Origin of the sequence: Occallatibacter riparius, assembly GCF_025264625.1 — a bacterium.
In the GTDB taxonomy this organism is placed as follows: domain Bacteria; phylum Acidobacteriota; class Terriglobia; order Terriglobales; family Acidobacteriaceae; genus Telmatobacter; species Telmatobacter riparius.
In genome coordinates this window covers 105,129-132,015 of record NZ_CP093313.1, presented here as the reverse complement: position 1 = coordinate 132,015, position 26,887 = coordinate 105,129, and the positions used below count along the sequence as shown (strand labels likewise).

Here is a 26,887-nt window from a genome sequence, read left to right as displayed (position 1 = left end):
AGTGTAGGGGGTCTGGCATTTGCTGCGGACCTCCTACCAACCGACAAAGCAGAGAAGCCGGGAGAACACATGCCAGCCAATCGCTTCAATGGATTTACCGACTACGGAGTCGGCATTGGCCTGAGAGTGCCGCATTACGATCACATCCTCACGAAGAAGCCAGTGGTCGATTGGTTTGAGATCATCTCGGAGAACTACATGGTCGACGGTGGCCGCCCTCTCAAGATCCTCGATCAGATTCTTGACCAGTACCGCGTGGTTCAGCACGGTGTATCGATGTACTTCGGAAGCGCCCAGCCGCTGCATCGGGATCACCTGAAACGCATTAAGGAGCTGACGCGGCGCACTAATACGCCCTGGCTCTCTGATCATCTCTGCTGGGGCAGCGTCGACGGACGCTATACACACGACTTGTTGCCCCTCCCGTATACGTTCGAGGCGGCTCGCATCACCGCTGAGCGCGTGCGTCAGGTACAGGATTATCTGGAGATTCCGGTCGCGGTAGAGAACGTGAGCAGCTATGCGGAGTATCACGACTCTGAGATGACCGAGTGGGAATTTCTGAATGAGGTTGTCCACGCTGCTGATTGCGGAATTCTGCTGGATGTAAATAACATCTATGTTTCCTCGCAGAATCACGAATTCAATCCATTCGACTACGTGAATGCCATTCCAGTCGAACGTGTGGCACAGATTCACATTGCGGGGCACTCCAAGTTTGAACGTTACACCCTCGATACACACGATCATCCCGTGCTTGACCCTGTGTGGGCACTCTACGCGCGCGCGATCGAGCGTTGCGGACCAACGGCTACTTTGCTGGAGTGGGACGACAGCATTCCGTCATTTGAAGAGGTTCATGCCGAGGCGTTGAAAGCCAATCGATTTCTGTTGTCGGAGTCGCCAGTTGTGCCAAATGGACGGCCCTTGTTTGAGGAGGCCTTTGTATGAACCTTCTCGACCTTCAACGCAGGATGGCAGAAGATGTTCGCCGCCCGCTGACGGCGGCTTATGAGATGCAGCAGACCACTGAGGACGGCAGTTCCACCGAAGAGCTGGCAGCAAGCTACATCGCACCGAACTCACGACTCTCTTCATTTGAGCGTCTTGAGATCTACAACCGGCAGTACTGGTTTCGCCTGATGAGCGCGGTCTCTGAAGACTATCCAAGCTTGAACGCTGTGTTGGGGCCGAAACGCTTCGAATCACTCATAGTCGCCTACCTGCACGCGCATCCCTCGACATCTTGGACGCTGCGGGATCTGGGAGCAAAGCTGCCTGCCTTTCTGGTCGATCATCCAGAACTCGTGGGCAAGCGTCATAAGCTCGCGGTTGATGTGGCGAAGCTCGAATGGGCATATGTCGACGCCTTTGACAGTAAACGCCTGGAGCCATTGACGGCTGAAGAAGTTGAGACGATCGGGCCCGACTCCCGGCTTTTCCTGCAGCCTCATCTGCAACTTCTCGAACTCACGTATCCGGTCGACACCCTTGTCCTGGCAGTAAAGAAGGGAATGCCCGAGACCGATATCGTGAGCAGTGCGACGAGCCAGAAAGATACGCAGTATCGAATGAAGCTTCCATCGATGCGCCAGCAGCGTGTTTACCTTGCTGTGCATCGTTTCGACGATTCAGTCTACTACCGCAGGATTGAGCGGGAGACTTTCCTCATACTGAGTGCATTCCGAGAAGGTTCTTCCGTTGCCGATGCGATCGCATCGGGATTTGCCAAAAGTCGCTTGAAACCAGATGAACAAGCAGCTCTGGTCCAACAGTGTTTTGCTCATGCCTCAAAGCTCGGCTGGTTTTGCACCACTGAAGCCATTTCTGAACATCAAGCGACTTCTGTGATGTAGAGGCATTCCTTCGTTTTTTATTGCTTCCTGATGGCCACCTCTCAGCTCGACGATTACAGACTGGATTGAACATGGACGCTCCTTGAAAAGAAGCTGTAACCTTCCGCCCTCTGATGTCTTAGGGCTATCCAGGCTCGGAAGCGTCCCACAATGTCAGCATCCGGTTTCATCTTAGGAGGTTCAGCACATTCACTCGCCTGTTTTTCCGGCAGGCCTCACTCGTCGTTCTGGCCTTTGTGACTTCGATATTTGGGACGATTGCTTTCGCCCAAAAGCCGGCAGTGGGCGCAAAAGCTGCTGACTTTACCCTGACTACACCGACCGGCAACACCGTTCAATTACCCAAGGAGGTCCAGAGGCAGGGTTTGGTCTTGGTTTGCTGCGCGGCTTCCCCGGTTACCAATGCCCTTATTGCGTGAAGCAGGTTCACGATTTTGTAGATTACGCGTTGGACTTCGCAGCCAAGCATACTAAGGTCCTCCTGGTCTATCCCGGTCCGCCCGTTGACCTCGACCAGCATGCCAAAGAGTTCCTGGCGAAGCAGCCTGAGCTTCCTGCAAACATAGTGCTCGTAACCGACTCAGACTACAAGATGACAAACCTCTACGCGCTACGTCGGGATGCGCCGCAGGAGACGGCTTACCCCTCGACGTTCATTCTCGACAAGAAAGGCATGATCGCCTTCGAGAAGATCAGCCACAGCCACGGAGATTGCCAGTCGGCTCACGATGCACTCGATCACCTCGCTGCGAATTAAATTCCCTGTACAGAAGGCTGCGCCACGCACCATCGCCGCAGCCTTATTTTGCCCTCTAATGAAACCATGGCCATCCAAACCTCTCGGCTCACTCTTCTTTTTTCGATCTTGATCATTACGCTCTTCACGCCTCTCACTTTCGCGCCGATTCGAGAGGTGGGAACGGGCGATCCTGAGCTGTGGATCAAACAGGAACTTGAAAAGCCTCGTCTCAAAAGCTTCTTTCCAAGGACACATTACACCAGGGTTACCGGCGAGAGGCGGGTGTTGCTCGAACTCACCGGTGTCACTGACCGCCGGTTACTCCAAAACTGCTTCTCGCTCTACAGCTTTTCAGCCAAGATATCCACTGTCTTGATATCCGGAGCGGTGACGAAGAGTTCGTCGGCGCGGGCAAGGAGAGCCTTCGCGACCTCTCCGCTCAGGTGAGTTGCTCTTCCCGCTTCGTCTTTGAATGTGTCAAAGATGCCGAACATCGATGGTCCAATCCTGATCGCAAACCATGTAGTCGTGCCGGTTTCAGCTTCGACGAGAGGAAGCGCAGACTTGAGGAACTGTTCTACGTCACTCTCTCTTCCAGGTCTTGCCTGCAGGGTCACCAGTATTCCGAATCGGTTCATCTATCCACTCCTTGTTTATGCCGTTGCTAATCGTTATCGCACAGAATCTTCATGTGTTGGAACGCGTGCTCTTCTCGTGAAGAAAGCACACCTTTCTGGGTTAGAAGCGGACGGGGCGAGATGGTTACACCATTCAACGAAGATCGTCGAAGCGCGTTTGCAGCAATCTGTTCACCGCGCTCCTCACGCATCAGCTCTCCGGCAAGGGTTATGATGTAGCAAGCCGCAAGCGATTCGGCCGAGGTATTGGATGAGCGTAAGGGTTACGTCAACGGAGCTCGATGCACAGGAGAGGGAGTTAATCTCCGATGAGACCGCCGCGTCGAAACCCGGCACTGGAATCGTCATCGTCGGTTCCAGCTTCCTTTTTTCTATTCTGCAGAGTGTCTGCACAGCGGTCGTGACCATTAACGGAGTTCGCCTGATGCTGGGTATCGGATCATTGGCGATGACCGTCGGACTGGGTGCGACACTCGACAGGTTCCATGAGATTACCTGGCTGAGGCTGTCGCTGCTATTCGGCGCTTTGATTGGCTCTCTACTAACCCTCGCTGTACAGTACCATGCGTGGCGACTGCGGAATCGTCCCGCTGCTCAGTGGCGCAGGCAGCAGCGAACGAGCAAGCAGAAGCGCATGGACGCGATCCAAATCACCCTATCTGTCCTGACGCTGGTCCTTATCGCCGTCGAGGAATATCTGCATTTTCAGTTTTGCCACACCCTGTAAGGAATGATGTGGAATCGGCCTGAGGCCAGCAGGAGTTCATTGGTCTGAATGGTTCAGTCCCTTCCGGCCACGATCTCAGTAATCAAGAGAGCGTGACCACCCCTAGGTCGATGCAAGGTCCAGGTGACACTGTCTGTAATCGTTGCCTAAGTGCATAAACCGGCTGCCATCGCTGCACATGCGGTCTTCACCCGTGTCGAGCGGCATGCTCAGGAAACGCTTTCCCAGCGCCAGCTTGCATTCCCGGGGCCAAGTGTCCGAGAAGCCCGTTTTTAGTCGACTTGCCAGCCCGAGTAGCCTCGCGGTCGGCTGCTCCGAGGACGAAAGGGCTTGGCTTCCGCCTGGCTTCAACTAGCGATTGCTGCCCGAACTTGGCAGCGTGCGCGCAACCGCTCTGGTTGAGTGACTCGTCCTGTTAGTAACAGTCGAGGGATCGAGCTTTAGAGAATGGCGGATCATGTGTCGATGCGCGGCGGCGAGAATGCAGGAGCCTGGCCTAGTCCGGCAAGGTTTCGTCGGGTTGATCAAGCGGAGATGCCTCTGATCTCTCCAGTGCTATCTCCATCCGATCAATTTCCACTCCAAGCCGTCTGCCGACCGTAAGAAGGACGTTCGCCATTGGGATATCTTCTCTCGCGTCGAGATCGCTGACGGGTATGCCTGGATGCTTCCGAATGGCACCGAGATTTTCTGCGGAGATCTGTCCGACAAAGAGCAGAAGCTCGTCTGGGCGACGCATTTTCCGCCGCACGCCGACCTTTTCACTCAGCAGAAGCTCCAGAGCACTCCCTGGAATCGAAGCCCACCTGGTACATTCTGTGCCTGCAAGACCATACCGTTCATCCAGATCTACAGCGCTGGGTCTCGAAACGCATGGAGCGACGGTGATCGAGGTTTATGCCGCGACGCTCGTGAAGTGTTTGATCAAGAGAGCGCGTCGGCCGTGATACGCACGCTGGCCACCGGAGGAAAGATGGAGACTAGCCGTTTATCGATAGCTATCCTGCCATCGACGCAGAATTCACGTTCGATGAGCGCTGCCCTTGACATTCAAATTGAGAGTCGTTATTTGGCAAGGAGATGCAGCAGATCCAGCGCAAATCTTGTAATCGATGGAGATGAAACCAGCGTATCTTTTGCGTCGCTCCGTGATACATTTTGAACACCTCCTCTACTCCTGCCGCAGCGCCCGCGCAGGATCGACAGAGGCCGCACGCCGTGCCGGTATCAATACGGCGACGCACGCCGTCGCTAGCAAAGTTCCGATTGCCACCGCCAGTGCTCCGGAGTTCACCGTCTTCATCTCATAAAGTTGCGACTTCACCAGCGCTACCCCGTAGAACGCCACCGGCACTCCAATCGCTAGTCCAATCACTGTCTGCAGCATCGCGCCGCGCAGAACCATCGCAACGACGCTACCGCGCTCGGCGCCGAGGGCCATCCGCACACCGATCTCGCTCGTGCGCCGCTCGACCCCATAGGCGGTAACTCCGTATAGTCCGACTGCCGCTAGCAGCAGTGCGAGGGCGCCGAAGAGCGTCATCAGCCGCGAGAGCATCCGCGCATCTGTGAACTGCTCTCCAATCTGCGAACTGAACGTCTGGAACTTCACCACAGACAGGTTCGGATTGATCCGGGTAAGGGTCTGTCGCGCCAGCGTCTCCATGTTGTCCATGGGTTGGCCTGTCTCCAGCACAATCGCTCTGGCAAACACGTAGTTTGTCGGCTTCTTGTCCCCCGCCGGCCGCTGCAGCAGACGAAGGAAGAACATGGAGTGGTCCTTCCAATACACGCTGCCGTAGGTAGTGTCTTGCACAACACCGACGATCTCGAAATCGCCTGGCGAATTCGTGCCTCCGAGGCGCGTACCGATCGGGTTCTCCCCTGGCTTGAAGCAGGCCTTCAAGAACGATTGGTTAACCACCGCGACAGCGGCCGTCTTGGTTGTGTCCTGCGCGGCGAACCCGCGGCCCATGACCACGCGCGTACCTACGGAGTCAAAGTACTCCGAGTTGACCCATACGTACGACGAACTTCGATCCGGATCCGGTTTCCCCTGGATCCTGACATTCATATTGTCGTTGTACATCTCCATCGGCGTGTAGGTGCTGATACCGACCTTGACCATACCGGGAATCTGGTGGAAGCGGTCTTCGATCGTCGGGTAGAGAACCGCCAACTGCGCCGAAGTATAGCCCGCAGACTGCGGATCGAAGTGAACGATGTAGCGGTTGGTGGAGTCAAGCTTCAGGTCTAGATGCTCGAGCTTGCTGAGGCTCTGTGCAAACACACCCGCACCCACCAGCAGCACCAGCGAAAGCGCTGCCTGTATCACCACCAGCGCGCGCTGAAGCACCGAGATCCCTCCCGTCGTCGTACGCGAGCCGCTGCGCAGCACATCCGCAGGCTGTTCGCTCGCCGAGATCCAAGCCGGAGCGACACCGAACAGCACCCCGGTGACCAGCGAAAGCGCAATCGCAAATCCAAGCACCGTCGGCGAGGGAGTCGCATGGATGGGCAGATCCTGCGAGGACGGGAAAGCCAGCTTCAGCAGCAGTTCCGCTCCGATATACGAAACCGCCAGTGCAGAGACGCCGCCGATCAATGCCAGAAGCACGCTCTCTGTAAGCAACTGACGCACAATCCGCGCCCGAGCCGCACCCAGCGCGGTGCGCAGGCTCATCTCCATCCTGCGCCCCGTGCCACGTACCAGCAGAAGATTCGCGACGTTGGCGCAGGCAATCAACAACACCAGCCCGGCGATCCACTGCAGCAGATGCAGGTTCGACCGGTAGGAATCCTGCATATTCTGGATGCCTGCACCGCCCGGAGTAAGAGGAACCTGCACGCGATCAATCAAGGGGCGGTGGGCACCCGAGAAAAATTTGTTTGTGGCGAACATCTGCCGCAACTGGACCGAGAGCTTCACCTGCAGCTGAGCGAGCGCTGTGCCCGGTTTCACACGGCCAATCAGGTAGAGCCACCGCGCTTCCGGCTCATCAACGTAGTCCTTGCCTCGAATCGCCGACATCGATTCGATAGGGAGATAAATCGCCGGCGGCGTGCTCTGCATGCGATCGCCATAAAACTGCTCCGGAGCGATGCCCACGATAGTCACTGGGTTGGTGTTGACCCTGAAAATGGATCCAACAACTGAGGGGTCACGCTCATAATCACGCTCCCACAGCGCATAGCTCATCACGGCGGTGGCCGGAGCGCCCTGCACGTCATCGCTGTTCTGGAGCAGCCGTCCAGCAGCGGTCCGCAGCCCGAACATGTGAAAGTAGTTGCCGGAGACGAATTCCGCATTGACCGAGTGTGCGGACTCGTCCGAGTGCTCGCGTCGCACCACCAGCGCGTTCAGCCCCGCCTGCATTGCAGCCAGTTCCTCAAACTCAGGATTCTTTTGGAACCGGTGCCAAGTATCGGTGGAGTGGATCGAGTAGTTATTGCCGTCTTCGGGACCGCGATTCACGCAGCACTGGTCGGAGTCGCCCAAACGCACCAGAGACTGAGGGTCGACTACCGGAAGATCCTTCAGCAGCACGGCGTTTACCAGGGTGAAGATCGCCGAATTCGCGCCAATGCCCAGCGCGAGCGTCAGGATCGCAGTCACCGTAAACCCTGGCGTCTTCCACAACTGCCGCAGCGCGAACCGCACATCCTGCACCAGGCTCTCCAGCCATTCCCATCCCCATGCCTTATAGCTCTTCTCCCTGATTACGGTCGGATTGCCAAATTTCCGATAAGCCATCCGTCGCGCTGCCTCTGCGCTCAGGCCATTCTCCGCATGCTCCTGCGTTCTCAACTCCAGGTGCAGGCGCATCTCCTCTTCGAGATCCGCCTGAAACCGTCGCCGATGAAACAGCATACGCACTCGGCGCCAAAGCTCGCGTGGCTCACTCATGGCTCATCTCCTCACGCCGTCTGAATCACCCGTGTAATGGCTCCCATTACGCGCTCAAACTGCGAAACCTCTATCACCAGCTGTTTCCGCCCCGCAGCTGTCAGTTTGTAGTAGCGTGCCCGTCGGTTGCCGGCGGTCATGCCCCACTCCGCCGTCGCCCAGCCTTTAATCAGCATCCGCTGCAGTGCCGGATACAGCGAACCCTCTTCCACCTGCAGTACCTCGTCCGACATGCGCTGAATTGAGTTGGCAATCTCATACCCATGCAGATGGCCATGCAGCGCTAGCGTCTTCAAGATCAGCAAATCCAGTGTCCCCGGCGGAATCTCATCACGTTGCATGCAACACCTCGCTCGAACAAAGCTCTCTGGCATAGACAGTCTATGTCACAACCCTACTGCCATAGACTATCTATGTCAACAGATCTCGGGATTCTCCTGCGCTCTGGTGAACAGCGCCTAACAGCGATACTGTCCCGGCGAGCGCGCGGAGTTAAGTAGGACAGCACGCTCCGGGTTAGAGGCCGTGTGAATTCGCATACCTCTCTGATCTCGCTCTGCATGAACATCCCGCGCCATCTGCGAATCCGTACCGCACAACTCAGAGAATTCCCCGGAAGTGAAACTAGCCGAATAGCTCGCGCTCCGTCAGAATCAACACCGGATTTACGCACATCCCGACGTCAGGCTCTGCCGACCCGCTTCCACGATTTTCGTCAGACCTGGATGTCGCGTCGACAACACCTTCACCGCTGTCGGAAGCGACCGCGCCGCTTTCCTCTTCGACGGGACGCACGCGTTCGGGGAGATCGTAAGAGCTATATGTCGCGCATGCATTCTGACGCCGCCGTCGCGGCCTCGCGCCATGCGCGTGCAGGACAGCGATTCAGTTGGTCTGAAGTAAAGTCGCAGCGCCCTGATCCGACGCGCCAGCATTTGATGACCGACGTTCTCAATTCCGGCAGTCCTTGATGGACTCTCGCACCCGGCCGCAGACCGTTGTTGAGGCAGGATCGCGCAACGCACAAACGCTCTTCGCACATCAGAGCCTGTCACAAGCGCATGTAAGGGGCCACATAAACATGTTGGTTGCTCATTACTCCGTGGGCACTGGTCTCATGTCATCTAGCGGAGCTTTGCAATCTGTATCGCAACAGTTTTTCCTGTTGACGGTCGCACGTTGGCCCCTGTAATGGTTTGAATCTGTTCTTTTTCAGAGTTCTCGTCGTTTCCCCGCGATTGCGCGCCACGGCAGAGCACCTCTTTTGTTGCCGGATCAAACTCATGCACACGGAGTCCCCATGGGCACAGGTGTTCTGTTGTTCATCGTTCTCCTTCTGCTCGTTTTGCTCGTCGGCATTCTGATTGGCATCTGGCTTGCACGGCGCTCGCGGCAGACGATTCCACCACCATTGCCTGATCCATGCCCGCCGGTTTACCGAATCCCCGACCAGCTGGCCGAGGCCGATGTAACCGCGCAAATCGCAGTGCGCCTTGTCGGCACCTCGGCCAACGGTGTGCCTGTTGCGTCCACAACGGGCGCGCCGCCGAAGAAGGTGATCTGGGTGGATCACGGCAACGAGGTCCTCGTCCACCTTGACTCCGCCTCGGTGCAGATCCTCGACCGCACGGTTCTCGTTTCCGTTGACCTCGAAACGGACCAGACCGGGCGCACCCCGCTCGTCTGCGCCTTCGCCGTTGGCGGGCCCGGAGAATTGGGCGGCCTCATCGCCGCCACTGATGACCTGCCCCGCGGTTTGGGCGCCCTCGCATCGTGCTGGGGACGGCAGTTGCAGAGCGCCGTCTGGTCAAGCCTGATGAGCCTTGCATCGGACCACGCCTCCGAGCGCAACTTGACGCCGCGCGGTCTCGCCGCGTCCGCGGGCAAGCTTCATCTTGCAGCCGGTGAGGCCCTCACCCAGTCTGCGGGAGGCGTCGCATGAGCGATCCTCAGCTTGGTAACGAAATCCTCGATCTCGCTAAAGCCATTGGGCTCTTCAACGACAGCGGCCTCAACGCCGACTGGTTCGGCAACCCGCTCGATCACATTCAAGCCATCTTCACCAACGACACGCAGCGAGCCGCGTTCCTGCGCGTCCTGGACGCCCTGCTCGAGCCCGCCAGTCTGCCCGATCTTCCCGCCAGCGAAACCTGGCACCCGCTTCTCAGCGACCAGACGCGCGGCAACGCGTACCTCACCGTAAACACAGCGCACAATCTCACCTTCGGTTTTGCCGGCGATTTCCATTCAGACGGCTCAACGCCCCTGGCATCGCTGCGTGCGCATCTGCCTCTGGTCAGCGTCAACGGCGGCAACGCCGAAGCTGTCGCCGGAACACCGGACGGCCCGCTCGACCTGAGCCTGCGCGTTCACCTTGGCCTAGCATTCGGCGCCGATCCGATCGGGCTGGATGACGTGATCGTTATCGCGAGCCTCACGCCCTTCGGAGGCCCGCATCCAGCCACTCTCACAGTCGAACTCCAGGGCCTGCAACTCGACAACACAGGCAAGAAGAACGTCTTCCTCGACCCGTCGAACCTCGGCTCTGAGGCCATACATCTCATCGTCGCCTTCATGCAGCAGCAACTCCACTCCCTTGCTGGCGGTGGAGGCGTAGCCGGCGCAGTCGCAGACAACCTCCTCCCTCTCCTCGGTTTCGGAGACTCCGCAATTCCGCAATTCCCGTTCGAGCAACTCGGCAACCCTGCTGCCCTCAATCAGTGGTTCGCGTCCTTGTTGCAGGGAGGCGCCGCCGCACCCATCGCCGCATGGCTTCAGCATCTGGCGCGCCTGCTCGGAAACGCCGTGGCCGCCACCTCCGGTACCGGCAGCGAATCCGACCCATGGGTTGTGCCGATCCTCGCTCTTGGAGCGACGACTGGTTCAGGCCTGAACATCACGCTCGCCACGAAGACTGTTTCATCGACGACATCGCTGCTTCTCGGCCTGCAGGCTCGCGTGATTCCTTCCGGCCCCAACCCTCCGCTGCGGATTGAAGGCAGCGCGATTCTCGCTTCCATCCCGGTGACTGGAACGGGTTCGGCGTCCGTACTGCCTTCGGCTTCCGTGATCGCGATCGCCCCTGGCGCGCTCGGCGCAGGCGCGTTGGTGAACACTGCCACCATCGCTGCACAAAAACTGCGCGCTGGATTCACTTGGACAGGCACGGCCCTTCAGCCGCTGCTCGAAATCGACTCGGTCGACTTCACCGTCGCCGGCACAACCACGCATTACCCGAAGATCGATCTCACCAATGCTGACAGCGTTGCCAGCGATCTCTCCGCCACCGTCGGCAACCTCCTCGCAAGTTATCTCGGCAACACCGGTCCCGGGCGCAATCTCGCCGCCCTCATCGGTATCGTGAAGCCGGAGAACGATGCCGCATCGCCGCACACTCTCAACTTCGCGCAGCTCGTCTCCAATCCCGCCCACGCTATTGCCGCCGTTCATCGTTCGGTGCTCCTCGACGGTGCGCATCCGTGGTCGCACATGCTTGAAGAAATCGGCGGAATGGTTGGCATCGCGACCGCCGTAACTGGCTCCGGCACGCGCAACAATCCCTGGGTTCTCGAACTCGCGCCGCCATCCGGCTTCCACGTTGAGCTCGCCGCCTGGAACGACCAGACCAGCGGCAATGCAGCCGATCCTCAAAAACTCCGCCTTGGTCTCCGGGCATCCTTCTCGCAGGCGCCGTTCGAAATCTACTGGCTGAGTGAACTGCTGGCCTTTGATCTGCCGCAAAGCGGAGCAGGCGCTGTCTCGCTGATGGCCGGCCAGCACGCCCACATCGGCATCCAGCCCATCCCCGCCGTTCCCGATGTGGCAGGCCTCTCCATCTCCGTCGGCGATCTTGCCGCCGACATGGCCTTCATCCCCGGCTCCCCCGTCACGTGGACGGCTGGCGTCCACAACATCTCCGTCTCTTACGCAGGCAGCACAGTCAATGTCCCCTTTGTCGGATTCCCCAACGCTGCGGCCTTCGACGTTTCGAATCCTGCCGCAATCGCCGCTGGCTTCGGCATCACCATTCCCAATCTCGAACTGCTGCTGCGCCTGGTCCTCACGCGCGCCCTCGCCTCCTGGGGAGGAGTGCCCGCGTACACCCTTGCAGGCTTGCTCGGCATTCACAGCGGCCTCGATGGACTCCCCTCCGACTGGCCCACTCTCGCCGACCCCGGCGCAGCCGGCTCTCTGCTCAGCGATCCATTCACGGCCGTGCGCAAGTGGCTGCAGCAGATTGCCACCGGTGTCTCTGCTGAAGGCGAGGCCTTCCTGCCTCAACTCTTCCCGTGGCTTCGCGGCCTCCTCGCAGACGCACTGCCCGACATCCCCGGCGATCCTCTCCCGGATTTCACCCTGCCCATCACCGGCTCCGGAACCTACGACGATCCATGGGCGCTGCCGCTCGCCACCACTTCCAGCGCCGGACTCGATGCATTGCTCTGGCTCGAACCCGCCGGCCCGCCGCCCTCGTGGGCAAACGCGTTTGTCAGTGCGGCAACCAGCGCCGACAATTTCTTCAGCTTCTTCCAAACCGCGCAATCGGTCGCAGCGTTCCTACCCGAACTCCGCAACGCCATCTACAACAACGATCCCATCCTGCTTACCTCTGCGCTGAACGACCTTTCCGCGGTTCTCGAAAATGGCGACGGAGTCTCCCAGCTCGCATCCCAGGTTCCCACCAGTCCAAACTGGACCGCCGGAACCACCCTCACCAGCGCGCATAACAAGCAGCCCTCTGACCCGCAGGCTATCTCCCAGATCCTCTCCCAGGTCGACACCATGGCCGGAGGTGCGGGCAGCGCGCGCACGGTGCTCCTCCTTGGTCCCGCCTTCAGCGATCACACCATATGGAACGCGCTTCTCGCTGATCCAAACGTCCACGGAACCACCGCGGCAAACACCAGCTTCAACTTGCGCGTCCCCGGCCTCGATCCCGCGTCGGTCGATCTCACCACCGTCACTGCACAGGCATCCTGGTACACCGCCGATCTGCAGGACGACGCCACCGGCAACACCGATTCCCTCGTCGCCCAGATCGGCCGCCTTGTCGCTCGCGTGCAGCAGCTCAACGGCGCCACTCCCGTCACTCTCGTTGCTCACTCAACAGCCGGCATCGCGGCCCTCAAGTACACCCAGGCCAATTCCGCGCTAGTGCAGGGACTCATCACACTCGGCACTCCGCACCTTGGCTCCAGCCTCGACTCGCTCGCCGAAACCCGCATCGCCGATGCCCTCCGGGTCATCAAGCTCCTGCGCGACAACATTGCCGCCGGATCGTTCCGCGACGCTATCGACTTCCTCCTGCTCGCGCTCGACGGCTATCTGCCTGCTGTCGGTGGCGCTCTTCCCGTCGCCGCGCCATTCCCAGCCGGATCATTCCCCACGCCCATCACCGCTCCGGCATCCATCGACAGCGGCGGCCGCCCTGTTTTCGCGCTCGGCAGCCAGATTGGCTCCGGCCTCCTCGACGCGCTCAAGCCCGCTCTTTCCGCTGTGGCCCACGCAGCCGCCAATCCGGCCGTGACGCCGCCCGCACCCACCCACATCGGAATCGGCGCGCGCGCCCACGTGAATCAGGCCACAGTCGCTTCCGGAACCCTCGCCGTCGACACCACCATTCGCGGCGATCTCTTCCAGATCCCTCTGCACTCCGGCGCCCCCACTCCGCCACACCCAAAGCACGCCGTCTTCGTCCGCGCCAATCTCGTCAACCCGAACGGATGGCTCATCGGCGCGTCCAGTGCCATTGCCGCTCCCGGCCTCCCGCCGGTTGACGTGCGCGTCCGCTGGGCTGAGATCGGCGCAGACATCTATCCTGACGGCACGCTCAAGGTCGATCCCGTCATCAGCCTTCACCAGGTCTCCTGGCACGGTCCCGTCACTGAACTGGTCGACATCGCGCATCCCAACGCCCAAGCGCTGCTCGGTGCCGTTCTCCAGGGAATCAGCCAGCCCACGCCGCCCTCCGGCTCGGCCGCCGACATCCTTCTCACCACGCTCCAGGCACTCAACATCGCCGTCGCCGACATACACGGCGGCATCGGCATCTCCGCCGACGCCTTCAACGCCCTCATCGCCGACCCCATTGGCTACCTCTCCCAGCAGTTCACCAACGCGATCAACTCGGCCGCGGGCATCGCCGGCTTCATCTCGGCTACGCAGATCATTCCCAGCCGCGGCGCGGTCGCCGTCCCCGAGTGGACGCTCCAACTCGCCGGCCTGCCGCTTGAGCTCTACGTGCTTCCAAACCCCTGGGCCGTCGGCATCCGCACCACCGGCGCGGGATGGTCCATCGCCGACTCCACCGGAATCACCCTTGATGCCAGCGTCAGCCTCCCCGGCTTCACGCCCGACTTCGACGCCTCCTTCACCCTCGGCGCATTCAGCCTCGTCTTCGACGCCGCTACTCAGCACCTCACGGCCTCCGCTCAGCCGTGGCTGCAGCCCATCACGCTCATCCCGACGCCCAGCCCCGCCTCCCTTCAGGCGATGCTCACCAACGCGCTCCCGCGCATGCTCTTCTCCGGCGCAACCTCCGCGGTCCTCGAAGCCCTCGCCGGCCCCGGCATTAATGTCGGCCCCATCGACACATTCTTCACGTCGATGTCCCCGCTCCTCACGCAGCCCTCAGCGCTTGGCAATGGCACCACGCTCGACTCCGCAAAGCTCACAAAATTCCTGCAGTTCATCGGCAATCTCGCGGGCCTCCCTGCCGGCCCCGGGCTCACGCTCCCCGGTGATCTCCAAATCACCGCCTCCGGCGCGGGCACGGCCGTCGACCCGATCAAGCTGCAAGTTCAGACCACAGCAGCCATCGGCGGTGTGCTCAATCTCACTGGCGGCGTGTCGTTCGACGCGCTGCTGCACCCGAGCCCAACCGGCTCCGTCGCCTTCACCATCCCGCTTCCCGCCGCCGTTGCAGGCGCGTGGAGCGCCGTCACCGTAAATTTTGGCGGCAGCGCCGCGGGTGTCACGCTCTCTGTTGCTCCGGTCAGCGTTCCACCCACCGCTCCCATCCAGATCCTGCCCACATTCAGTGGCCTCGGCACGCTCGCCAACGCCCTCGAGAGCCTTCTGCCGCAGGTCCTCGACGCCCTTGTCACGGCAGTCGGACCTGGCCCCGTGCCGACTCTTGTGCTGAACATTGCCACGGCGGTGGGCATCTACGACAACGCTGGAAAGTTTGCCGCGCACGCCAACGATCTGAAGGCGATGCTCAACGGCACATGGCTGTCGACCTTCACCGCGAACCCTGCCAACGCGGCAAGCAAAATCGCCGCTCTCTTCAGCGGTGGTTCGCCGCTCGCCGGCATCCTGCCCGGAAGTGTCAGTTCCACCGCCGGCGTAGTTACATGGAACTTCCCGCTGGGCGGTGCAGACTCCGGCACCATCAATGTCGCTCTCGGCTGGGATGCCTCCGGTCCTTCAGCTACCATCGGCATCAACCAGCTCAAGTTCGGCTCCGGTGCGCTCGTCCTCTCCGCCGCCGGTGGATACGCCCTCGGCAACATCGCCGTCTCCACCAGCTTCGGCGCAGACCTCGATGCTGCACTCGGCATCTCCGTCACGCCGACCATCGCGCTCAGCGAGAGCGGCGGCACCTTCCACCTCTCGCTCTATCCGCTCGCCGACAACACCGGCAATGGCCCCATGACCGTTGATCTCCTGCCCACTGTCAGCGTCACCAATCCTGATCCCGCCAAGCTTATCGAGAAATGGCTGGTCCCGCTGGTCGGCAACACGCTGCTCAAGACCGCCGTCATCAAGAACACCTTTGACACGCACCTCTGGCCCTCAGGTCCGCAAGTCAGAACTGTCCTCACCGGCTCTGGCATTGCTGTCCCCAGCGGTCCCGACCTCGTTCTCAATGGTTCATTCCCCACCGTCACGCAGCTCGTGAGCGGTGTCCTCAACGCGCTCGCCACGGGCATCAGCATCAACATCACTGACCACCTCTCCATCGGCCTCACCAATGGCGGTGGCAAGATCGGTGTCAATCTCAAGGGCGCGATTGACTTCACAGTCGGCGACTACGACCTTTCCATGCTCTTCGGCGCACCCACCGAGTGGGGCAGCACCTTCGATGCTGGCGTCACGCTGTCACTCCTCCAAATCAGCCCCTCATTCCAGTTCACTCCGGAACTGACCGTTGCCGGCCTCGGTCTCGGCCTCACCGGCGCGAACGATGCGCCGCTCGTCAACAGCAACGGGTTCCGCATTGGCGGCGTGCGCCTCTACTCCTTCTTCCACGCTGGATTCACCAACGGAACCTCCAGCAACTTCACCTTCGATTCCCCCGGCGCCGGTGTCGAAATCGACAAGCTCGGCCTGCCGCTCTCCCAAGCCACCGGCGGCAACGTAGGTGGAAACAATCCCGTCGCTGCGGGCCTTCTCGGAGGCGGCGGCAATGGCGGCAACGGCGGAGGCGATTCGCAACCCGTCAATCCTGGCGTCGATGTCGCCGCTTGGTATTGGGCCAGTCCCGCGGGCGACGACACCTTCCACATCCTCATCTCCGGCGACAACAAGCCCATCTGGATCGGCGTCCACGCGCAGCTTGGCCCCATCTATCTCGACCAGATCGGCATCATCTTCAACGGCAATACCTCCGCCTCGCTCGTCCTCGATGCCACTGTCAAGGTCGGCCCGCTCACCGGCCAGGTCGACGAACTCGGCGTCACCATTCCCTACAAGTCCCTCATGCATCCCGACAAATGGTCGCTCGATTTAAAGGGACTTGCCCTCAGCTTCCAAACTCCCGGTGTCACCATCGCAGGCGCTCTGCTAAAGAACGACAGCGGCCCCGCCGTGGAGTACGACGGCATGCTGCTCATCCAGATCACCGAATTCGGCCTCGTCGCCGTCGGCGCGTACTCCAAGCCGCACGATGCCTCGGGCGACTACACCAGCATCTTCGTATTCGCCGGCGTGTTCATCGTCATCGGCATTCCGCCGGTCATTGAAGTCGAAGCTATCGGCCTCGGCGTCGGGTACAACCGCGAACTCATCGTTCCCGACGACATGAACAAGATCCCCGAGTTCATCCTTGTCGCGGCCCTCGATGATGGCGGCGCGCTCGCCAACGACCCCATGGGCGAGCTCATGCAGATCCGCGACAGCATCCCTGCCAAGCGGGGCAGCCTCTGGCTTGCAGTTGGTCTGCACGGCACCACCTTCGTCATCGTGCACGTCACCGCCATCGTCTATGTCGCGCTCGACCGCGGCGTCGAAGTAGGCGTTCTGGGCGTCGCCCGACTTGCGGTGCCCTCAGACGACACTGCACTCGTCTCCGTCGAGCTTGCCATCAAGGCGCGCTTCTCCTCCGCTGAGGGCATCCTCTCCATCCAGGCGCAGCTCACTGACAACTCCTACATCTTCGACAAAGATTGCCAGCTCACCGGCGGCTTTGCCTACTTCATGTGGTTCCCTCAGGGACAGTTCGTCATCACCATCGGCGGCTACCACCCGCAATTCCACAAGCCCACGCAATTCCCCGATGTCCCCCGTCTCGGCTTCCGCTGGGCTCTCCCCATCGGCGCCAACATCAAGGGCGAAAACTACTTCGCGCTCACCAACACCTGCATCATGGCCGGCGGAAAGCTCGAGCTCACCTACGGCATCTCCTGCGCGTACGTGTGGTTCACCGCTTTCGCTGACTTCCTCATCTCCTGGGACCCCTTCTACTACACCATCGACATCGGCGTCTCCGTCGGCGCAACCATCGCCATTCAGGTCTGCTTCTGGGGCTTCTGCATCGGCGTCCACATCACGCTGTCGCTGGGCGCAACGCTCACCATTGAAGGCCCGCCGCTGCATGGCACCGTCTCCGTCGATCTCGGCATTTGCACCATCACCGTCCCGTTCGGACCCGATGCCAACCCGCAGCCGCCCTACATCACTGACTTCAACATCTTCGCCACCAAGTACCTCTTCGGCAACGACCCCAACGGCAACGCCTTCCGCGTCAATGTCCTCAAGGGCCTCGTGCCTCCGTCTCCGTCCGGAGCCGAGCCGGCCCCCGGCACCATCGACAAGCCCTGGAAGATGCTTAGCGAATTCTCCTTCCAGTGCGACACCAAGCTCCCCGCCAGCATTACCACCGACTTCGTTCAGGGCACGAAGGATCACAGCGACCAGGTGCACGTAATCGACCTGGCTCCCATGAACAAAGAGTCGGTCGACAGCACCATGTTCATCTCGCTCTTCGGCAAAGACAACCACGATCAGTGGGTCCAGATCAGCGTCCAGAGCCCGCCCGCTGATGCCGAACTGCAAATCGACTCGCTCCATTGGACGATGACCCCCATCATCGGCAAGGTCTCCGAGGCAACGTGGCATTGGCTCGATCCCACCCACATGCCCGCCGCGGCCAACACGATTCCGGCGATTGTCGGATTCACCATCCAGGGCTTCTGCGTGCTTACTGAGCAGACAGCCCTCATTCCCATCGCCAAGCTCTACGACGTTGGCAACAGCCGCCCACTGCCGTTCGCAACCGACTTCACCTTTAGTTACGCGCAATACCAGGCCTTCGGTCTAGCCGCCGAAGAGTACCTCGCGCTCACCGCCTCCACGGCTTCCACTAGCGTCTACGAGATCGCCAGCGCCATCACCAGTGGCTCGGGTGGCTTCTTCGCAGAGCAGCGCACCACCAGCGGTCTGCCCACGCCCGGCAACTCGCGGGTTGCGAACCGCGCCATGCTCTATCGCCGCTCGTCTCCGCCGCAGATCGCTCCCATCACCACCGGCCTCACCATGCGCGCCCCTGCTCTGTCCGCACCGCCCATAATCAGCCGGCCCCCTGTCGTTTTGCCCGTCGCACTCGAAGGCCCACGCCTCCGCGCCGTCCTACGCGGACTACCGCAGGTCGTGAGCGACGTCCCCACCACCCTCCGCACCACCGTCAAATCTGTCGCTGCCGCGGCAGGCGTGCTGCGTATGGCCGCGCCCCTGGCCGACGTCCCCGGCTCCGGTCTGCTGCGCGTCAAGGGCGCCTCGGCCCCCGCGCCTACGCGCATCGCCAAAGCCTCCAGCACACTGCGCTCCACGGAACTCGGCTGGGTGTCCGGCAAAGGACATCAGCAGCAGATCGCGCAGGCCGAAGCCGACCTCGTCGGCAACGGCCTTACCGTTCCCGCCGGCACAACCCACGTCTGGGACGTTCCCGCAAACCTGCAGAACACCCTCGTCATCACCGGCGACTCCGCCTTCCGCATCACCTTCCTCACCCGCGGCGGGTCCGTGCTCTCTGACGCCGAGTATCCTCCCGCCGTCTCCACCAAGATTCAGATCCCGCCCAAGTGCGGCATGTTCTCCGTTGAGTGCTTGGGCAATCTTCCCGCCGGCGTTTCCGCACGCACCTCCGGCTTCGCCGCCATCAGTTTCACCGCCGCGCCCGCGGGCCGCAAAACCGTTGCCGGATGGCAGGCAAACAATCTGCTGCCGCAGGTCGGTCCCACCACCCTCCTTAGCCGCGGCTCCTGCCTCGTCCTGCCGCAGACCCACATCCCCCTCCGCGAGCGTCAGGCCATCGCGCAAACCATGGTCCGTGCTGCCGATGCAGTCGCTGGCCAGATCGGCACGGAAACATGGCTGCCCACGCACATTGGCGCCGTCATGATCCTGCTGGACCTTCAGGACGCCACCTCCAGCGACGACGGCGACCTCGCCATCAGCGCCCAGGGCGCGACCCTCGCCTCCAATCCCATTCGCATCCTCGGTGGACGCCGCCGCGCCTTGCTCTACGACATTGCCAAAATCGACCCCAAGGCCGCCCGCATCGTCATCGGCGTCGCCAGCACAAAAGGCTGGCGTCTGTCCGGCGTCGTCGGCCTTCCCGGCAATGCGCAGGAGTGGGCCACTGACCTGCAAGGCAAGGTCCCCGAGCATGTCGTCGCCGACGGCCCCCTCACCCCCGACGGCAGTGTCTCCATCCGCCTCTCTGCTGGCGGAGAATCCGCCGCCGGCACGCACGCTGGAACCATTGACATCGTCCCCACAGGAGTCGCCGTATGAGCACGCCGCCCATTGGATCCATGTACATGTACGACTGCGTCACGCCGCCACTCACCGATGGCAGTTATCGCATCGACGTGAACACCGACGTTACCTACGATGGCGGGAGCCCCGCGCTTGACGCTAACAGCGGCTACTTCGATATCGAAGGCCCGCGCTTCACCCTCCCGGCCACCGATGTCGGCGGCGTCTATCCTCCGCGCAACGGCCACGGCGGCTTCGACGAATTCATTCCGCAGATCGCCATCTCGCGCCGCACCCTTCCCTGGGAGCGCCGCCTCAGCGTCGATCTCAGCAAATTCGGCACGCCCAAGTCACGCTCCAATCCCTTGACTCCGCAGCCGAACCCCTTTCCTGAGGCCGGGGAGTTCGCCCCCACGCCCTGGCTCGCGCTCCTCCTCCTCGCCGAGGGCGAATACACGCTCCACCAGAATGTGCAGCTGAAGAGCATCATGCCCGCCGACTGCTACGCGAATCTTGACGTCCCCGACGGTATCGTCTGCGATTCCATCGAGGTCGAGGCCAATCTACTCCAGTCCATCCTCCCCAGCCTCGATGAGCTTTCGCTCCTCACGCATGTGCGCCAGGTCAATGTCGATGACAAGGAGCTCAACGCTGCGTCCAGCACCGGCTTCTACGCCATCGTCACCAGCAACCGCCTCCCCTCGCCCAACGCAAAATACCGCGCCTGCCTCGTCTCGCTCGAAGAACGCACAGACCTAGTCAAGGCCGATCCTCCACCCGTCGCCGTGCCTTACTTCCTCGGCGTCGTCGGCAATGTCATTCTCGACCAGCCCAATCTCGTACACGACAACCCTCCCGAGGCCGACAACGAGCACCCCTTCCTCGGCCACGCTCCCGTTGCCGAATTCAACGCAAAGCAAGGGTTCAACAAGGCCTTCGACACAACAGTCATCACTCGGAGCGCTATCCTCGAAACCGTCGCTGATCGCAACGTCAGCGATGCCATTGATGTTGTCGTCGGGCCGGAGTTCCACTTCTACATCGAGACCAAGCAGCTCGTCCTACTCCATAGCTGGACATTCGAGTGCACCGGCACCGGCACCTTCCGCGATTATGTGCAGCGCATCAACGTCTCCACCTTGGGCACGGTCGAAGAGACAGGCCATCCTCCCGTCATCGACACCGGTCATATTCCCATCAAGATCGTCGACCGCGCCGGCGAACCAGAGGACGTCTGGTATCGCGGCCCGCTCGTGCCCGTGCCTCTCACGCGCGATCCGCTCACGTACCACTCCGCGGATCAATGCCGCCGCGTCACTCCTGAAACAGGCGCGGAGGACATCAGCTACGCCGCCGCATTCGAGTGCGGACGCCTCCTCGCTGCTGCCGATCCGCGCCTCGCGCAGGAGCTCATGCGTTGGCGTCGAGAATCGTATCGCCAGTCCGTGCGTCTCGACTCCTTGCTGCAGATCCAGGCCGCCATTCCGCTCGATCAGCAACTGGAGATTCATAAGCCCGTCGCATCTGTCGTTGCCTACAACGCTGCGAAAGGCGTAATCACAGGCGTCGATCAGGTTGCCGACACCTACGGTCTCAACGCCGCCGGCCGCGCTCCGGGCATGAACCCCTCCGAGCTTCAGCAGGCCTGGGGCCTCGCCAGCATCGACGAAGCCACCGCCATTCTCGGCGGCGAGCCCGGCGCTATCGGCACAGTGGTCAGCGCGCCCGCGCAGACCGTGCGCAACGCCACAACTCTTGCCCAGGTCGTCGGAGACACCGCCTCCCTCGACCGCCTCCAGTCCGCACGTGACCTGGCCCTCAACGCAGTCCAGCAGAAATTGGGGATTTGAATGCGCCCAGCGTGGATTCAATCGCGAACCGCCCTCACGGAACGCCTCAAGCGTCCCATTCAGCTCGCCGTCACCGAGCCCGAATCGGAAATGCCTCCATATATGGAGCAGTTCCTCGCCCATCTGCGTCTCCTCGTCGGCGTGCCCTTCGACTACCTCGTTCCCGACGAGCGCCTGCTCCCCGATGAATCCATCCGCTTCTTCTATCTCGACCGCTCCTGGACCGATCGCCTCGTCGACGGCGCCATCGCCGTGGGCAAAATCGGAACGCGCGAGCAGGCCCACCACCACGGCCACGCCCCCGCCGTCCACCAGCAGCTCGACCTCACTGAGCGCGTCGTGCGCGTCCTCCAGCGCGGCCTTAAGGGATTCATTGACGCCAAGACCATTAACGACCAGCACACCGCGCCCGCTGACACCGTCACCGGCTTCCTGCTCCGCTCCTCCGCCGTCAGTGGCTGGCCGCACATGGACGTGCGCGCCTACAAGACCGCCGTCCCCGAGAAGTTCTATCCTGCCGACCCCTATCCGCAATCCCAGCAGTTAACCACCCTCCGGCTTGAACTCCTTTCCCCAGGCGTCATGATCGCGCTCTTCCAGGGCGTGCCGCAGCTCGTCACCCTCGAAGAGCCCCACGCAGGCGTCATGTTCGGCGTCCATCTCGATGGCTCCGGAATTCCTCGCCTCTACCTGCGCGACAAATTCGCCGAGCAGATTCCCGTTCCCAACACGCAAAGCTCCTACTACGACATCGAAGTCCCATTCCGCGCCACGAACTCCCGCGTCGTGCACGTCACCGAGCTCTACCGCCGACTCAATAAAGTCCGCACCTCCGCGGTTAGCGGCATTGGCCCTGTGCCCACCGCCGTTCCCGTCACTGGCTCCGCCAGCTACGCCATCGCGGTCCTCGACCCACCGTGGCGCCAGCGCTTCGAGGGCACGGTGGACAACGCAGGGACGCAAAACACCTCCGGCGGTTTCGTGGCGCACGGCTACATCGCCCAGCGCGTTGCGGAAGTCGCCACCCTCACCGAGACCGAAAAGCTGGTGACTAAATATGGCCATTGATACAAAAGTCAGCTTTACCGATAAGGCCGCTGCCTTCTCCGCGGCCGCCGCTTATGGCATTAACGAGCGCGTCATCAACTCGTGGAATCCGTTCCTCATTCGCACGCCGCGCGTCCTCGTTCCGGTCCAGCTCGACGCCCTTGTCATCCGCCCGAATGAAGCTGCGCAGGGTTGGGCCGACTGCCGCCTGAAACCCTCTCCTCAAGATCCCAACCCCACCCGCTATGACATCCTGCCGGACCCCTTCACCGAACTCGGCCAGCAACGCGCCTCCGGCGTCTATCTCCACTGGGCCGTGCCTGACGCGCTCACCCGCGGCCAGGCCGAAGGCGACACTGCCACCTTCCCCGCGCTGCCTGACCGCTGGCTGGTTCTGCGCATGTCGCCCTCCGGCCGCACCTTCACCGGCAGCAAAACCGGCATGCGGTCCATTCGCGGCTGGGTGCTCCGCGCTGGCGACAAAGTCCCCCAGCACATCGACCTCGACTCCTTCACCGAAGGTGCTCCTTCCCCGGACGCCATCAACAATCCGCTCACCGTCACCTCCCTCGGTGACGTCGCCTGGACCGCCTACTACGACAACTGCGTCGACCGCCTCGCCTTCTACGACCCCCTCAGCGACATCAGCCTTGGCCCCATCAGCTATCTCGTCTGCGGCTGGTATTCCAACCCCGCCCTCGACCCCCTCGGCGACCACTCCGTCAAATCCCTCACCCAGTTCAACGCCAAAATGAAAGAGCTTCAGTGGCAGCTCGCCGCCGGAGAACTCGACGAATCCATCCACCACGCCCGCAAATACGTCGTCGCTGCCCGCGGCTTCGGTCTCAAATCCAACGTTCGAAACTCCTCCACCGCCTACAACGACGCCCTCAACGCGAACGCGGACGCCGTTGGCTATGCCGTCACCGACGAGCCCTCCTCCATGCCTGAGTTCGACGATCAGGGCATGGCCATGGGTCCTTACTCAACGGATGGCTCCTGGTGGCCCAATGCCACGCTCATGCATGGCTCCGTCGTCGCCATTGGATGGCCCGGCATCGGCTGGCCAGGCAATGAGGGCGGCCTCCTCTCCGGCGAAGTCGGCGGACCGCCCGCCGCTTCTTCCGTCAACGTGGCCATCGGCAACACCATCACGGAAGCCCTCGCCGCCCTCGTCGCCCAGCACAACAACAAGCCCGACGAAGCCCGAATCCTCGAAGGCTTCCTGCTCAGCTCTCTCGCCGATCTCGAGCAGCCCGACGGCCGAGCCCGCCTCGACGTCCTGCTGCATTCCAACTCCTTCGCGTCCATCGACGGCGGCTTCACCACCGAAACCATCAATATTCCCGCCATGCCGGACACCCCACCCCCCCTCCCCAACCCCGTCAACCCGGCTCCCGGCGTCTTCCCGTCACACGGCTCCAAAGCCGGCAACCCGCGTCAGACCGCCTTTGACAGCGGCAAATTCCGCAACACCGTGATCGAGGCGCAAGGCTTTTCCACAGTCAGGCATTCTGAATCCCTCCAGACCATCCGCGAAACCGAGATCCTCTCCGGCGGTCTGGCCTCGGCGATCAACTTCGTCGTGCCCACGCCCGTCCAGAAGCAGATCCCCGCGCACACTGAGGAAGTGCGCCGCGCCCTCCCGCGCCTCTTCTATCCCAGTGAGCCCGTCTTCCTCCTTGAAGGCGCAAGCCGCACCTTCAAGCACGGCGGCGACACACGCTTCTCCCAGGACAATACCCTCGCCGTCCGCCTCACCGGCTTCTGCCTCACAGAATTGAGCTGCCCCGCCGTCCAGAACATCCCCGGCGTCGAAGGACTCCCCCCGCGCATTCGCTCCACACCGGACGCCATCCTCGACCGCGGCGTCGAAAACGGCAGCATCCCGCCCGAATGCGAAGACCTTCTCCGCGAGTGCATCCTCCTCGACCCCTCCGCGGCCGTTCACCTCGCCGAATCCGCGCTCAACCCAGTGGCACCTTTTCGTGGATCAGCCACCACCCGCAACGCCCCCCCGTTTGCCGCCGAAGCCCGAACCGCGCCCAGCACCGCCACCATCAATCAGGTAGCTCGCAGCCTCATGGTCGAGCAGACCGCGTGGTGGGCCACGCGCGATCCGCGCTACGACCACAGCCAGCTCATTGCCCTCAGCGGAATCTCCGGTACCCTGCCGTCCCCCATCGCCATAACGCCGCCCGTGCGCCCCTGGAACCCCATCCACCTCGACTGGCAGATCGAGTACATCCCCTCCACTCACGCCGTTGCCGACTGGAGTCTCGGCGAAATCGACTACTCCACCGATCCCAAAGCAGCTCCGGCCACGCCCGACCCTGGCCCCATCCAGGTTCCCGCCAACGTCACCCCCGACTCCCAGCCCGCCGGCAGCTTCACCCTCGCCGGCCGGGCCCACCTCACCGGAGGCGCCGCCACCACAGCCGCCGCCAGTCTTCGCCAGGCCATCAGCCAGGCCCAGGCTGCCGGAGGGGCAGGGAATCTGCTTCCCAATCAACACATCAAGTACCACTCGGGGTTCGCCGAGATGGCCCTCAACGCCTACGCCGCCATGGCCGCCGACATCAGCATCACCGTCACCGGCTCCAACACCTCCACCCAGGACGGCCGCTCCGCCATCGACCGAAGCACCCTCCAGGACATTCTCGACACCCTCGACAGCATGGACGTCCTCTCAGGCGCCGCCGACAATCTCACCCGGCAGATGCGCGGCGGCAATCTCCCCGACGGCAAGTCCGTCCCCGCAAGTGGACCCATCCCCCCCACCCCCTTCATCCCGCTCCGCGCCGGCTTCCTCCGCATCCTCCGCCTCCGCCTCGTCGACGGCTTCGGCCAGTTCCTCGATCTGGCGGGCTCATCCGACGCAACCAACATCAACGCCCTCGACCTTGTTGAATCCGAGCCCCTCGAGATCCCCACTCGCCCCGAACTACTCGCTCTGCCGCCCCGCTTCACCTCGCCCTCGCGCCTCTGGTTCCGCTACATGACCGCGGAGGACGGCTCGAAGGAAGCCGACGCCTCCACCTCCCCAGTCTGCGGATTCCTCATGCCCAACCACCTCGATGGCGACTTGGAATTCTTTGACGGCGCGGGCGCAAACCTCGGCTTTGTCCGGCCCGATCCCCAGGCAGGCGTCATTTGGGACGCCGCTCCCGGCGTCGCCGCAACCGTTGGCCAAACGCCCCAGCGCGCCATACCCAACCAGTTCGCCGCGGGAATTGCCCAAGGCCTGCTTCAGTGGGGCCTCGCCGATGCCACCGCCACCGGCCTGGGTGAAGACGCCCTCTCCGCCATCCTCCGCATCATCGACTCCACCCTTTGGGCCGTCGATCCCTTCGCCAGCTCGTCCGACGAGCACCTCTCTCTCCTCGTCGGTCACCCCGTCGCCATCATGCGCGCCCAGGTGCAGCTCGAAGTGCAGGAGCCAATCGCTCCCACCGAACTCGACATCCGCTCCGTTTCCCTTCGCCTCGGCGCGGTCACCCACTGGCAGGATGGCTTACTGGGCTATTTCGTCAATGACGACTACACCCGCTTCTACTGCGCCGACGCAGCCGTAGCTGGCTTTGCCCGCAAGGTCGGCCCCGGCCAGGGCTTTCTTGATCAGGCTGCCGCCGCTGACAACTACTACCAGCAGTTCTCTGAGGACATCGGCGACCACGTCACCGAAGGCGACACCCCCGTCAACCATCCTTACGTCGACACCAGCGGCCTGCTGACCATTCACCCCAACCAGATCGTCAACCTCACCCTGCTCGTCGAACCGCACTGCCTCGTGCACGCCACCACAGGCGTCCTCCCCCGCAAGCAGATCGGCATGCGCCGCGAGTGGGTCGCCGCCGCGCTGGCCGCAATCTCGCCCACCTTCCGCTTCGGTCCCGTACTCGTCGATCCCAAAACTATCCGCATGCCCGTCCCCAACGAGATCCACGGCACTTGGAGCTGGGACCATCGCGCGGACATCACTACCTGGCAGGAAGACCCCATCGTTGCCGCCACCCAGGATGCGCACTTGCGCCCCGATCCCGCCACAGGTACTGAGGGCTGGATGCGCATGATGCCACCCCCTCCGCCCGGCACTTCGAAATCTTGATCGATACGTCCCAACCCAATCACGAACTGAGGA

Annotated in this window: 12 protein-coding genes; 9 read left to right on the top strand and 3 right to left on the bottom strand. The window is 61.9% G+C overall.

Features of this window, described 5'->3' with window-relative positions:
* Positions 1 to 69: 69 nt before the first annotated feature.
* From bufB to MOP44_RS00395, 3 genes are all read left to right on the top strand, one after another.
* Entirely contained in the window at positions 70 to 951 is an 882-nt protein-coding gene (bufB, locus tag MOP44_RS00405) for an MNIO family bufferin maturase (protein WP_260793914.1), read from the top strand.
* Positions 948 to 1,856: an HvfC/BufC N-terminal domain-containing protein gene (locus MOP44_RS00400; RefSeq protein ID WP_260793913.1), complete on the top strand. Its 909-nt coding sequence runs from the start codon at positions 948 to 950 to the stop codon at positions 1,854 to 1,856. The genes bufB and MOP44_RS00400 overlap by 4 nt, the downstream gene beginning before the upstream one ends.
* Positions 1,857 to 2,271: 415 nt before the next feature.
* Positions 2,272 to 2,613 (top strand): peroxiredoxin family protein, encoded by a 342-nt coding sequence (locus tag MOP44_RS00395; protein ID WP_260793912.1) that lies wholly within the window; start codon positions 2,272 to 2,274, stop codon positions 2,611 to 2,613.
* Between the two features lie 323 nt (positions 2,614 to 2,936).
* Here the strand turns inward: MOP44_RS00395 and MOP44_RS00390 are convergent, their stop codons facing one another.
* The gene (locus tag MOP44_RS00390) at positions 2,937 to 3,233 is read right to left on the bottom strand and encodes a putative quinol monooxygenase (protein ID WP_260793911.1); all 297 of its coding nucleotides are present in this window, start codon (positions 3,231 to 3,233) and stop codon (positions 2,937 to 2,939) included.
* 250 nt (positions 3,234 to 3,483) lie between these two features.
* On the opposite strand from MOP44_RS00390, the gene MOP44_RS00385 reads away from it, so the two are divergent.
* The gene (locus MOP44_RS00385; protein WP_260793910.1) at positions 3,484 to 3,960 is read left to right on the top strand and encodes a hypothetical protein; all 477 of its coding nucleotides are present in this window, start codon (positions 3,484 to 3,486) and stop codon (positions 3,958 to 3,960) included.
* 1,171 nt (positions 3,961 to 5,131) lie between these two features.
* Here MOP44_RS00385 and MOP44_RS00380 read toward each other — a convergent pair.
* Both MOP44_RS00380 and MOP44_RS00375 read right to left on the bottom strand, forming a co-directional pair.
* Entirely contained in the window at positions 5,132 to 7,867 is a 2,736-nt protein-coding gene (locus MOP44_RS00380) for an ABC transporter permease (RefSeq protein WP_260793909.1), read from the bottom strand.
* Positions 7,868 to 7,878: 11 nt separating this feature from the next.
* Positions 7,879 to 8,208, bottom strand: a complete 330-nt coding sequence (locus tag MOP44_RS00375) for a PadR family transcriptional regulator (RefSeq protein WP_260793908.1) — start codon at positions 8,206 to 8,208, stop codon at positions 7,879 to 7,881.
* A 959-nt stretch (positions 8,209 to 9,167) separates the two neighbouring features.
* Between MOP44_RS00375 and MOP44_RS00370 the strand changes: the two genes are divergently transcribed.
* From MOP44_RS00370 to MOP44_RS00350, 5 genes are read left to right on the top strand one after another with little or no spacing between them, the layout of a single operon-like run.
* Positions 9,168 to 9,809 (top strand): hypothetical protein, encoded by a 642-nt coding sequence (locus MOP44_RS00370; protein WP_260793907.1) that lies wholly within the window; start codon positions 9,168 to 9,170, stop codon positions 9,807 to 9,809.
* Entirely contained in the window at positions 9,806 to 19,885 is a 10,080-nt protein-coding gene (locus MOP44_RS00365; RefSeq protein WP_260793906.1) for a DUF6603 domain-containing protein, read from the top strand. The genes MOP44_RS00370 and MOP44_RS00365 overlap by 4 nt, the downstream gene beginning before the upstream one ends.
* On the top strand, positions 19,882 to 21,699 hold the full coding sequence (locus MOP44_RS00360) for a hypothetical protein (RefSeq protein WP_260793905.1): 1,818 nt from the start codon (positions 19,882 to 19,884) through the stop codon (positions 21,697 to 21,699). Before MOP44_RS00365 ends, MOP44_RS00360 begins: the two co-directional genes overlap by 4 nt.
* Positions 21,700 to 22,767 carry a hypothetical protein gene (locus MOP44_RS00355; RefSeq protein WP_260793904.1) on the top strand — a complete coding sequence of 356 codons (1,068 nt, stop codon included), beginning with the start codon at positions 21,700 to 21,702 and terminating at the stop codon, positions 22,765 to 22,767. It begins immediately after the preceding gene.
* A complete protein-coding gene (locus MOP44_RS00350) occupies positions 22,757 to 26,854 on the top strand; it encodes a hypothetical protein (protein WP_260793903.1) in 4,098 nt (1,365 codons plus the stop codon). The genes MOP44_RS00355 and MOP44_RS00350 overlap by 11 nt, the downstream gene beginning before the upstream one ends.
* The last annotated feature ends 33 nt before the right edge of the window (positions 26,855 to 26,887 follow it).